The organism is Streptomyces sp. NBC_01439 (assembly GCF_036227605.1).
Lineage (GTDB): Bacteria > Actinomycetota > Actinomycetes > Streptomycetales > Streptomycetaceae > Streptomyces.
Genome location: NZ_CP109487.1, coordinates 5576639 through 5587724, shown reverse-complemented (window position 1 = coordinate 5587724; position 11086 = coordinate 5576639). Strand labels below are relative to the sequence as shown.

The 11086-nt window shown below is 68.9% G+C and carries 14 protein-coding genes; 8 read left to right on the top strand and 6 right to left on the bottom strand.

Going from position 1 to position 11086, the window contains the following annotated elements:
* Positions 1-18: 18 nt before the first annotated feature.
* Entirely contained in the window at positions 19-1110 is a 1092-nt protein-coding gene (locus tag OG207_RS25260) for a DUF3344 domain-containing protein (protein WP_443072731.1), read from the bottom strand.
* Positions 1111-1284: 174 nt separating this feature from the next.
* Here OG207_RS25260 and OG207_RS44110 point away from each other — a divergent pair, with 174 nt between their 5' ends.
* The 5 genes from OG207_RS44110 to OG207_RS25240 all read left to right on the top strand — a co-directional run bounded on the left by OG207_RS44110 (position 1285) and on the right by OG207_RS25240 (position 4241).
* Positions 1285-1500, top strand: a complete 216-nt coding sequence (locus OG207_RS44110; RefSeq protein WP_402695868.1) for a chaplin family protein — start codon at positions 1285-1287, stop codon at positions 1498-1500.
* Positions 1501-1545: 45 nt separating this feature from the next.
* Positions 1546-1956: a rodlin gene (locus tag OG207_RS25255; protein ID WP_030386268.1), complete on the top strand. Its 411-nt coding sequence runs from the start codon at positions 1546-1548 to the stop codon at positions 1954-1956.
* A gap of 252 nt (positions 1957-2208) precedes the next feature.
* The gene (locus tag OG207_RS25250) at positions 2209-2442 is read left to right on the top strand and encodes a chaplin (protein WP_329101100.1); all 234 of its coding nucleotides are present in this window, start codon (positions 2209-2211) and stop codon (positions 2440-2442) included.
* A gap of 121 nt (positions 2443-2563) precedes the next feature.
* Positions 2564-3694 carry a chaplin gene (locus OG207_RS25245; RefSeq protein ID WP_329101098.1) on the top strand — a complete coding sequence of 377 codons (1131 nt, stop codon included), beginning with the start codon at positions 2564-2566 and terminating at the stop codon, positions 3692-3694.
* 202 nt (positions 3695-3896) lie between these two features.
* Complete coding sequence (locus OG207_RS25240) at positions 3897-4241, top strand: hypothetical protein (RefSeq protein WP_329101096.1); 345 nt, start codon at positions 3897-3899, stop codon at positions 4239-4241.
* 84 nt (positions 4242-4325) lie between these two features.
* Here the strand turns inward: OG207_RS25240 and OG207_RS25235 are convergent, their stop codons facing one another.
* Together OG207_RS25235 and OG207_RS25230 are read right to left on the bottom strand one after the other, a co-directional pair.
* The gene (locus tag OG207_RS25235) at positions 4326-4565 is read right to left on the bottom strand and encodes a chaplin (RefSeq protein WP_266595530.1); all 240 of its coding nucleotides are present in this window, start codon (positions 4563-4565) and stop codon (positions 4326-4328) included.
* 153 nt (positions 4566-4718) lie between these two features.
* Positions 4719-5204, bottom strand: coding sequence for a hypothetical protein (locus OG207_RS25230; protein ID WP_329101093.1), 486 nt, complete (start codon positions 5202-5204; stop codon positions 4719-4721).
* A gap of 288 nt (positions 5205-5492) precedes the next feature.
* On the opposite strand from OG207_RS25230, the gene OG207_RS25225 reads away from it, so the two are divergent.
* Entirely contained in the window at positions 5493-5903 is a 411-nt protein-coding gene (locus OG207_RS25225; RefSeq protein WP_202201177.1) for a rodlin, read from the top strand.
* Between the two features lie 114 nt (positions 5904-6017).
* Here the strand turns inward: OG207_RS25225 and OG207_RS25220 are convergent, their stop codons facing one another.
* Positions 6018-6659: a vitamin K epoxide reductase family protein gene (locus OG207_RS25220; RefSeq protein ID WP_329101091.1), complete on the bottom strand. Its 642-nt coding sequence runs from the start codon at positions 6657-6659 to the stop codon at positions 6018-6020.
* Positions 6660-6851: 192 nt separating this feature from the next.
* Here OG207_RS25220 and OG207_RS25215 point away from each other — a divergent pair, with 192 nt between their 5' ends.
* Positions 6852-7622 carry a DUF6227 family protein gene (locus OG207_RS25215; RefSeq protein WP_329101089.1) on the top strand — a complete coding sequence of 257 codons (771 nt, stop codon included), beginning with the start codon at positions 6852-6854 and terminating at the stop codon, positions 7620-7622.
* Positions 7623-7709: 87 nt separating this feature from the next.
* Here OG207_RS25215 and OG207_RS25210 read toward each other — a convergent pair whose 3' ends face one another.
* Both OG207_RS25210 and OG207_RS25205 read right to left on the bottom strand, forming a co-directional pair.
* Positions 7710-7910, bottom strand: a complete 201-nt coding sequence (locus OG207_RS25210; protein WP_329101087.1) for a hypothetical protein — start codon at positions 7908-7910, stop codon at positions 7710-7712.
* 13 nt (positions 7911-7923) lie between these two features.
* Positions 7924-9159 carry a glycosyltransferase family 2 protein gene (locus OG207_RS25205; RefSeq protein WP_329101085.1) on the bottom strand — a complete coding sequence of 412 codons (1236 nt, stop codon included), beginning with the start codon at positions 9157-9159 and terminating at the stop codon, positions 7924-7926.
* Positions 9160-9555: 396 nt separating this feature from the next.
* Between OG207_RS25205 and OG207_RS25200 the strand changes: the two genes are divergently transcribed.
* On the top strand, positions 9556-11007 hold the full coding sequence (locus OG207_RS25200; protein ID WP_329101083.1) for a cellulose binding domain-containing protein: 1452 nt from the start codon (positions 9556-9558) through the stop codon (positions 11005-11007).
* Positions 11008-11086: the final 79 nt, after the last annotated feature.

The following is an 11086-nucleotide window of genomic DNA, read 5'->3' as shown; positions in this document are numbered from 1 at the left end:
TGGAGCGGTCTCCTACGTTCAGCGGCGCGCGTCTGTCTGAACGAAGAGCACACCGAGGAAATGACCCTGACTTTCGCCCGTGAACCTGAAGCTCAGATTGCGGGCACCACCGGACAGGGCGGGACTCAGGTCGAACACGTCCGCGTCATATCCGAGATTATTCATATGTTCGGGCTGTCGCACGAACGATTGAGCGCCGAATTCCGTGATCGTGGAATTCATAACATCATTAAAAGGATTTTTTCCATCGCCGAGGTTCACCCCGCGGCCGCCGTCAGCCGTCACGTTGAGTGAATCCCCGAGGGCGCCCCGGTCCCCGTCGTACCCGACCACCCCGACCCGGCCCGCCGAGCCGGTCGGCGCGTCCAGCCCCTCGATCTCGACGACCGCGCCACCGGCGCGCGCGGCGATCGACTCGAAGCCGTCCCACAGCGAGATCCGGCGCACGGGCTCCTGCGGGTGCTCGTAGGCGACGACCAGCGTCCAGCCGCCCCAGGCCCCCACCTTGGAATGGCCCATCGCGATGTTGAGCTGGGCCACCGTCCACAGGCCGGCACCGCCCTTGCGGACGAGCGGGGTCACATCGGCGGAGGCCTGGTAGGCATCGCTGCCGGCGTCCGTGCGGTGGCCCATCACCGTGTCGGCGAGCACCTCCTTGTACGCGCCGCCGGGCTCGGCGACCAGCACCCGACCGTTGTCCTGCGGCGGCTTCTGCTCGCCCACCCGCAGGTTCCCGCCCCAGTAGAGGCGCGCGTACGAGACCTTCGCGCCGTGCGGGACCTTGAGCTCGGCCCGGGTGGAGTTGTAGGTGTCCGGGTCCTTGTCGACCTCGCTGTAGAACATCTCGAAGTCGCTGTTGACCCCCGCCGCACCCTTCTTGACCTCAGCGCACGGCTCGACCTGCGGGGACCGCTCCGCGCGACAGCTGATGCCGGAGTTGGAGGCGCGCACCAGCCCGCCGTGCTGCACGGCCTGGTAACGCTGGGTGAAGGGAACCCGGGGCAGCTCCTTGGGAGCAGGAGCCGCCGCCCCCGCCATCTGGGCGTTCACGGAAAGGGTCAGGCAGGACAGCAGACCGAGCGCGCCGAGGATTCTGCGGGAGGAACCCATGACCCTGTCTCCATTTTCGATCAGGGGGACAAAACAGGAGTGAACTTTGGCAGAAATCGGGCTGGAAATCACGCCGGACTCGCTCGTACGGCCTTTTGGGCGATAGCACGCACCCTCGCAACGGGCGGGTCGTTATGGGGTGCACCATTGTTCGAACCGAAAGGAAATGCAGAGATGGAGACCGGCGGGTCCCCCGGCGCCTCGAGCGACGCCCCGCTCCGGGCGCCCGCCGACGTCCCGGTGAGCTCCTGCGGCCCCGCGGTGAGCGCGGTCACCCTGCCGAACCCCCGCTCGACACCGGCCGCGTCAGCGCCGAGCCGTCAACCGCGCTGCCCGAAACGCCTGCATCCGGGTGAAGCCACGCAACCCGAACCGGGGCCGCGGCGTTGATCCGGGTGCTCCACTACCGGGCAATCCTGCAAAAAAGGGACGACAATGATCAAGAAGATGATGGCCTCGGCCGCGGTTGCCGCCTCGGTCGTGGGCATCGGCGCCGCCATGGCGCCGCAGGCGATGGCGATCGGGAACGACAACGGCGTCAACACGGTCCAGGGCAACGGCGCCGCGCAGATCTACGGCAACCAGGCCACCTACGGCAACATGAGCCCGCAGATGGCTCTGATCCAGGGATCCTTCAACAAGCCCTGCATCGCCCTCCCTGCGAAGGCCAACGTGCAGTCCGTGCTGGCCCTGGTCAACGTCGGCGTCCAGGACATCCCCGTCCTGTCCAGCCCGCAGAACCAGCAGTGCACCGAGAACTCCACCCAGGCCAAGGGCGACGAGGCCCTCTCGCACATCCTGGACAACATCCCGATCCTCTCCGGCAACGTCTCGAACGGCAGCTGACCGAGGCCCGTGCCAGCGAGGCCGTCGCACCCACCGGGTCGCGGCGGCCTCGCCGCATATGGGGCCGGGGACGCCCCGGGCCACGGAATTGTCGATACGAATCGACCGGCGCCGATAATTCGACCCGCACATGGGGTCGAGCATCGGAGTGAATTACCGACCGACCGCCGAAAATGTGCGGTTTCTTTTTCTCGAACCGCTCGTTGTTAATTCTGCAGTGGACACGCCCCTGCGGGAAGGAAAGAAATCAAAATGACGTACAAGAAGGCAGTGGTGCTGGCCGCCGGCGCTCTCATGCTCGCCGGTGCCGCCTCCCCCGCCATGGCCGACGCGGCCGCCGAGGGTGCGGCCGTGGGTTCCCCCGGCGTCCTGTCCGGCAACCTGCTCCAGGTCCCGGTGCACGTCCCGGTCAACGTCTGCGGCAACACCGTGAACGTCATCGCGCTGCTGAACCCGGCGTTCGGCAACACCTGCGTCAACGCCTGACGAAGCGCTCGTGCCCGCGAGGGCAAGCCTCCTCGGTGCGGCCCCGGAGTGCGCGGCGGTGCACTCCGGGGCCGCCTCCGATTCCACACCGGCCGTGGCGCCGGTAGACAGGGAAGGACCCATGCGACAGGTACTGAGCCGACAGGTACTGGGCAAGGGGATGCTCACGGCGGCAGCCGCGTCGAGCCTGTTGTCGATCGCGACCGGCGCGGCCTACGCGCACCACGGAGCGAGCGCCGAGGCCTCGCATTCGCCGGGCGTGCTGGCCGGCAACAGCGTCTCGGTACCGATCACCTTCGCACCGAACGTGTGCGGCAACAGCGTGGACGGCGGTGCTGCGCTCAACCCTGCGATGGGAAACACGTGCGTCACCGACACCGGTGCGCACACCGGTGACGGCCACGACTACGGGCGCTACCTCAGCCCCGAGCACGCCCGGGCCTTCGAGCGCTACCTCGACGAGCGCGAGGGCCGGCACGCGGTGCCGGAGCAGCGCCACGGGTCGCCGCGCCACGCGGGCGGTCCCGAGCAGCCCCGACAGGAGCGGACCCGGCCCGAGCAGCCCCGGCCGGACGGGCCGCGGCACGCGAAGCCGCGCCAGGAGGAGCCGCGCCACGACGGCGGCCACGGCCCCGGTGAGCAGCGCGGCGAGAAGGAGTGCGACGACCACCCCGAGTCGTCGCCGCCCCCACCGGCGCACCACGCTCCGCCCGCGCCCGAGCGGCCGCACCCCAAGCCGGAACCGGTGGAGGAACACCCGGTCCCGCTGCCCACCCCGGAGCCGGTCCAGGAGGCGCCCGCGCCGCTGCCCGAGGCTCCGCCGGCACCCCCCGCGCCGCAGCCCCCGGCCGAGGAGGCCCCGCACACGCTTCCCGCCCCGGCGCCCGCCCCCGCACCGGTCGGGGAGGCTCCGCACACGCTGCCGGCCCCCGTGTCCGGGCCGCCGCACGGCAGGCTGCCCGTGGAGTACCCGGCTCCGGCGCCCGCGCCCGAGGTCGTACCGCCCGCGGACCAGCCGCCGGCCGCTCCCGGCGGTGACGTCCCCGTCGTCCTCCCTCCGGTGACGGCCCCGCCGGCCCCGACCCCCGCCCCGGGGCCCGCACCCGTCGAGCCGCCGGCCCCCGCTCCGGCGCACGTGACCGGGCCGGTGCTCGCCGATACGGGCGCGGGCCAGCCCGCGGCCGCTGCGGCTCTCGCCAGCGCCCTGATCCTGGGCGGCGCCATTCTGTACCGGCGGTCGCGCGTCTCCTGACCGGCCGTACCGGTAATACCGGGTAATCAGAATAAGTAGCGGCCGGAGAATCCCTCGTCGGATTCCCCGGTCGCTGTCATGCCCCGCCCCTATCCGCGCGGGCGTTCGCGTTTCCGCAGCGGCGGGTAATCGTTACCCAATGCGAAAGTGGCGCGACGGTCGCCGCTGAAGCGTCTGTCCACGAAAGAAGAGGATTTCGATAATGAAGTTCACGAAGGTCGCCGCTGTCGTCGCCGGCTCCGTCGCCGCGCTCGGTGCCTCCACCACCGCCTTCGCCGCCGAGACCACGGCCGCGATGCCCCCCATGAGCCTGACCGGCGGGGTGACCGAGACGCTGAACTCCATCGGGCCCGTCTCCGAGTCGCTGCCGCAGACCGTGGGCAACGGGCTGGCCGAGCAAGGGGACACCCTCAACAAGGTCGTGGGTACCGCACAGAAGGTGAACAAGGTCCGCAACGACGTGCCCGGCACCGTGCTCGGCCTCGCGAACAACGCCACCCAGGCGTCCCCCATGCTCGGCGGCGTGAAGCTCAACGGCGGCCAGTGAACCGACCCGGCTGAACACCCGCCGACACGACTGTGGGCGCCACCGGCGAGGCCGGGGCGCCCACAGTCGGTCGTTCGGCCGACGTCAGTTGTTGACGCAGACGTTGCCGAACGCCGGGTTCAGCAGGCCGACGATGTTCACGCTGTTGCCGCAGACGTTGACCGGAACGTGCACCGGCACCTGGGCCAGGTTGCCGGAGAGAACGCCGGGGGAACCCACGGCCGCACCCTCGGCCGACGAGTCGGCGGCGGCGGAGCCGGCGGCACCGGCCGCAGCGAGACCAGCGGTGGCCAGGACCAGGGCGGCCTTCTTGGCAGAGTTCATGGGAAGTGCACCTTCTGTTCGATGTTCTGCCCCGAACCGGGGCTCACACCGAGCGAAACGGTCCAGCTTCCCAGACGACACGGCCACGCGCACGATGAGACCTATTCGGCTCAACCGTCGTAACCATCCGACGGGGTCGGTCCGCAACCGCTCCTACGGGACGGCAGGAAGGGCCGGGACCTCGGGGACCGTCGGGGTCACGGGAAGCTCGGGGAGCGGCGGGGCCTCGGGGACCGCGGGCAGCTCCGGCACCAGCCCGTCGACCGGCGGCACTTCCACCGGCGGCAGCTTGGGGATGAGGCCGGACACGTCGGGAAGCTCGGGAAGCTTGATCTCCGGCAGCTTCGGCAACTCGATCGGCGGCAGCGTCACCCCGTCGGGCAGCAGACCCCCGACCGTCGCGAGAAGGCCTTCGAGGGTCTTGGTGAGGCCCGCCAGGAGGTCGTCGATGGGACCGGCGGCCGCCGCGCGCCGCTCGATCTTCTTGACCTGCTGCTGGACGGAGGCCACGCGTTCGGTGAGGGCCGCGGAGCCGTCGCCCTCCGCGGCACCCGCAGGGGCGGCCGCGCCGGACAGTATGACGACGGCGAGGGCCGACGGAACGAGGAGGCGGGCGCGGGACGGCTTCGTGCGGTGCATGGATGTTCCTTACGCGGTGGGGACACGAGCGATGGGGACACGAGAAGTGGACCCGAACGGTCCGCTTCCTCACCCACCGTGCGAACGCGCCGCACGGAGCGCAACCGGAGCCCCGGACGTTGCTGGCTGCGTACGGACTTCGCGCAGGCGTCCGGAGCCCACTCACCCGGGCCGGGGAAATCCTCGACACGCACGGGCCGTTTGAGTGAAGCAGCGGAACCAACCCCCTGGTCGGGCAGTTGACCAGGGCGCTCCATCAGCGGGCACTCGTGCGACAGAAGGAACAAGATGTTCAAGAAGTTCATGACCGCCGCCGCGGTCTCCGCCGTTGCGATCGGCGCGGGCGCTGCCGCCGCGGCCCCGGCCATGGCCATCGGCAACGACAACGGGGTCAACACCGTCAACGGCAACGGTGCCCAGCAGATCTACGGCAACCAGAAGACCCACGGCGACATGAGCCCGCAGCTCAGCCTGGTCCAGGGCACCCTCAACAAGCCCTGCATCGGCCTGCCGGCGAAGGTCAACGCCCAGTCGCTGATCGCCGCGCTCAACATCGGTGTCCAGGACATCAACGTCCTGTCCAACCCGCAGAACCAGCAGTGCACCGAGAACTCCACCCAGGCCAAGGGCGACGAGCCGCTCTCGCACATCCTCGACAACATCCCGGTCCTCTCGGGCAACCTCTCGAGCGGCAGCTGATCTCCGGATCCTCCGCCCTTCGGGTGATCGCGGGCCGCTGAGCCTGTGGAGTGAACGAAGAGGCCCCGGCGGCGTCCAGCCGCCGGGGCCCTCTTCGCGTTCCGCCCCAGGCGGTCAGCCGGTCCAGAAGTCCCACCAGCGGGTGAGGACCAACATGCCGATCACTCCGATGTGCAGGGCCGGCGGGGCCCAGCCGAATTCGGTGAAGAAGACCCGCAGCGGGCCGGGGGCGAGCAGGGTGCGCGTACGGACGTTGTGCGCGGTGACCGCCCAGAACATCAGCAGGGTCGCGACCCAGGCCAGACAGCACCACAGGCAGAGCGCGTTGATCTCGTAGAGCGACTGGACCATCAGCCAGCTGCAGAAGCCGACGCCGAACAACGTGCCGGCGTTCAGTCCGAGCCAGAACCAGCCGTGGTAGCGGGCGCCGGCCAACAAACCCGCGCCGACGCAGACGACGACGGCGTACGCGACGAGCCCCAACATCGGATTGGGAAAGCCGAAGGCCGCCGCCTGCTCGCTCGCCATCACGCTGCCGCAGGAGACGACCGGGTTGAGACTGCACGCGGGCTTGAAGTCTGGGTCCTCCAGCAGGAGGAACTTGTCGAGGGTGATCACCCACGAGGCCAGCAGCCCGGCCGCCCCGGTGACGGCCAGCAGCCAGGCCAACCCCCTCGGCGCGGCGTTCCGTTCGCCCTCGTGTCCACTGCGGGGCCGCACCTGCTGACGCGGAAGGCCCACTGTATTCGTTGCCATGTGGCCCATAGTCCCGCGCTTCACCTCAGACCGGGCCCAACCATGCCCATCCATACGCAAGTTGACCTGAAGGTGTGGCGGGAACCTCCGATGCTTCCCGGACGTTTTACCGAACCCCGGACGTGATGTCAGAACCAGGGGTTACGTTGAGCTTCCGCAAAGTGACAAGCTGCGACGGCCTGGAGACCCACCTTGAGCGATCCGTACGAGACAACCGAGGCGCACCTCGAACGACTCCTCGGCCGCGCCCTCAACTCCTTCGACCTGCCGGACCGGCTGGTCGAGCGCCTCGGCACGGCGCTCGCCCACAGCTCTTCGCTCTACACCACCCACCACAGCCCGGAGGCGGGCATCTGGCGGGAGACCCACCGGCACACTTATCTGCTGACCGACGGCGGTTCGGTCTCGCTGTGGGAGCTGACCTACCGGCTGGAGGGCGACCGGACCGTCCGGCACGAGGTCTTCGCGAGCAAGGCTGAGATCTGCCTGGCCGTGACCCGGCTGTTCGGTGAGGCGCCGGCCGGGGCATCCCCGGATCCGGTGCTGGTGCCGGGCGAGGACGAGCCGGAGGGCGGCATGGCCCTGCTGAGCGCGCTGTACGCGACCCCGGCCCCGGTGCGGCGACACCGGGAGTACGCGGTGGAGGAATCCGCCGACCACGCCCGACGGGTGCTGCGCCGTGCGGAGAACGCCGACCGGCCGGGCGAGCAGGTGGCGACGCTGCTGCGGGCGGCGTACGCGCACCAGATCACGCAGGTGTTCGGCACGCGGCAGTGCCTCGCGGACGGGCGGGGGGCGGGCTTCAGCCTGTACGAACACGCCTTCGTCCTGCTGGACGGGACCGAGGTCAGCCTGTGGGAGGTCGAGCACACGGCAACGCCCGACGGGCAGCACATGTGCGAGGTGTACGAGAGCGAGGCGGCCGCGCGCGGAGCGATGGAACTGCGCGCCCGGGTGCGGTGAGGCGGGCCGGACGGAGCGAGGGTCCGGATGCGCAGAACGGCCCGCCAGGGAATTCGACGGACCGTTCCGAAAACCGGAGGGAATGATTCAACTCCGCGCGGACGACCCATTGGCAACGCGGCGGTCCCTGCGACTGCGCCGAACGGATGCCATGTAGCCGATCAGCGTCAGGGTGACGATCCCGATGCTGGCGCCGAGAATAAGTTGATCCATGTCCTCCACTTTGGTCAGCGCGAAGGCGATGGCCCCAAGCACCGCGCAGACCCCCAAGCCCTTGAGGGAATTCATTGCTCTCCTTGAATCATTTCCACGCGGACACGCGGGTCACGTACGACTTGATGATGGAGGACACGAGCCAATAGGTCCGTACCAATGTGAACACCAGCTCGGGGATCAGCAGCGCCTCGACGAGCATTGCCTTCCAGCCCATGTTCCGTACGCGGAGTGCGGGATAGACGATCCAGAAAGCGAAGAGCAGCAGGAGGATCGGCTGCGTCGAGAAGCCGTGCTTCGCCGCCGCCACCAGCTGCGTCGTCCCCCAACCGAGAATGTAAGCAGCGCCGAGCAGCCCCAGGATCAGGGTGCTGATGGAATGCCAGGTGAACTTCGTCCAACCACGGGCGCGCAACGCGTCGACCGTGCCTCGGCTCCACCTTTCGCGTTGCTGGATCAGCTCGCGCAGCGTGGGCATCAGGTCGGTGTACGCGATGCAGAGCTGGTTGGCCGTGACCTTCCAGCCCGATTCCTTGAGGGCCAGGGTGGTCTCGTAGTCCTCGACCAGATTGGAGTGGTCCTCCCAGAAGACCTCGCCCCGCCAGTCGAGGAGCCCCTGTAGGGCCTCCGCCCGGTAGAAGGAGCCGGCGCCCGACATGGTGTGGACGTCCCTGCGGAACCGAGTGTTGGCGGCGCGGCCGTACTCGATGATCTGCATGCCGAGGAGGTACCGCTGCCACGGGTTGCGCCACAGGTCGGTGCGGCCGAGGCAGGCGGCGCTGACGCCGCCGAGCTCCGGGTCGGACGCGATGACGTTGCGGGCCCGTTCGATGAACCTCGGGTGCAGCTCGGTGTCGGCATCCATGACCAGGACGTGTTTCACCTGGTTGGTGAGCCGGCCGCCGACGGCCTCCCTGAGCCAGCGGAGACCGTGGTTGAGGGCGCCCGCCTTCTTGTGGGGGTTGTTGTCCAGGTTCAGCACCACCGTCGGCGGCGTGTCCTCGTCGTCCGCGAACTGCTGGGCGAAGTCCAGGGTCCGGTCGGTCGAGTTGTTGACCACCACGATGATCAGGTCGGGGGTTCGGCTCTGGCCGGCCAGGGACCGCAGGGACGTGAACACCCCGACCTCCTCGTTCCGGGCCGGAACGAGGACGACGGTCTCGTAGAGAGCGGCGCTGTCGACCCCCTCGGGGGAGACGCGGCCCCGCCGGTGCCGACTGCGCGACGCACGCGCCGCATCACCGCGCCCACGACGTATCGCGGCGCCGCGCCCCCCACGGCGCGACGCATCGGCACGCTCACCGCGCGCAACAGTGCCCGACAAGATTTATCTCCCCCACCCAAGTCAACATCACTCGGCCTCCACACTGTGGAGACCGAGTGAAAGCACACGCAGAAAGCACTGCACATCTATGCGACCGCTCAGCGTCAGTCGGCCCGGTCGCAACGTGCGGCGGGCGTCGGCGGCGCACCACGGGGTCTTTACTCTCTGGCAAAACCCGACAACGTGGGCACCAAGAGTGCGGAATCCCCGCCGCGCAGTGATGAAGAACACTTCCAGATCGGCCCCATTGCCGATCCCCCCGAACAATTGACGGTTGAATCACGGCCCCGACGCCGAAGGAAATCGGGCCCCATTCCTGCCCTATCCGCGGCTTCCAAGCCATGACACACCGTGGTTACGATGGCGCTCAATATGCCACCCCGTCAAGGAGCTTCCGTGAGCCGTTCCAGCCGAAATCCTCGCCGTCGAGGCTGGAACGCACTGAAAGTGCTCCTCTTGGTGGGCGCACTGGCCGTCGGCGGTGGCGCCTTCGTGCTCTATCCCAAATGGCGTTCCGGTACTGACTCTCACGGGTCCGCCGACCTCACGGTCCGGTACCGGACCGACGCCCCGGCCACGGGCGCTGCGGCCAAGCCGTGGTTGGAAGTCATCAACAATTCGAAGAGAACCGTGGCCTTGAGCGACGTGGCCCTTAGGTACTACTTCTCTGCGGATGATGCTTCCGCTTACGGTTCCAATTGCGTCCAGACGGCTCTCGGCTGCTCGAACGTCACCGCCAAGATAGGCATGCTGACCGGTTCCGGTCCGACGTCCAGCCACTACCTCCAGATCGGCTTCACGGCGGCGGCCGGCAGCCTGGAGCCGGGCAAGACCAGTCAGGGGATCGGGCTCCAGCTCTTCCGCCTCGACCACAAGGAGCTGAACCAGGCGAACGACCTCTCGTTCGACGCCGAGTCCACCCACTACGCCCCGTCCCAGCGGGTGGCGGCGTACCTCGGCGGCAAGCACGTCTGGGGTGACGAGCCGAAGGGCAGCGACGCGGCGGCGGGGCAGGGCCCGCTCTCCGTGAGGGCACCGGCCGCGGCCGCGCCGCCGGCGGGGGTCATGTTCGACGACTTCTCCTACACCGGCCCCGACGACCCCGCGCTCGCCTCCAACGGCTGGCAGGTCCGCACCGGCCAGGGCGGTCCGGGGATCAAGGACACCTGGTCCACCGCGGGCATCAGCTTCCCGGCCGAGGGGACCGCCAAGGCGGGCCAGTCACTGCAGCTGCAGGTCACCAGCGACGGGACCGCGAAGGGCACCCAGCAGTCCGAACTGCAGACCAGCAAGCCGTACTTCTTCACGGGCACCCTCGCCGCCCGGGTGTACTTCAGCGACAAGCCCACGAGCGGACGCAACGGCGATCACATCAACGAGTCCTTCTTCGCGATCTCGCCCGACCACAAGTCGGATCAGTACAGCGAGCTCGACTACGAGTACATGCCGAACGGCGGATGGGGTGCGCCGGGTCCCAGGCTCGACACCACGAGCTGGCGCAACAGCACGAAGAACGACCGGGTCACCAAGGCCCAGAAGGACAAGCTCGAAGGCTGGCACGTCCTGCTGATCACGGCCGTGAACGGATCGGTCACCTACTCCGTGGACGGCCGGGAGCTGTTCACCAGCGACAGCAAGTACTTCCCTCGCGAGCGCATGAACATCCACTTCAGCGCCTGGCTGGTCGACCTCCCCTTCCTGGGGGCGCGCACCTGGGACATGCGGGTCGACTGGCTCTACTACCAGGCCGACAAGGCCGTGCCGACCGCGGAGGTCGAGAAGGCCGTGAAGGGCTTCTCGGCCAACGGCACCGCCTACGTCAACACCGTGGCCCTGCCCAAGTCCTGACCCCGTCACCCGCTGCGGGACCGCGGGCGGGGCGGAGGGAAAAGGAGAACGGACATGCCCGCCCGGGAGGGCGGACATG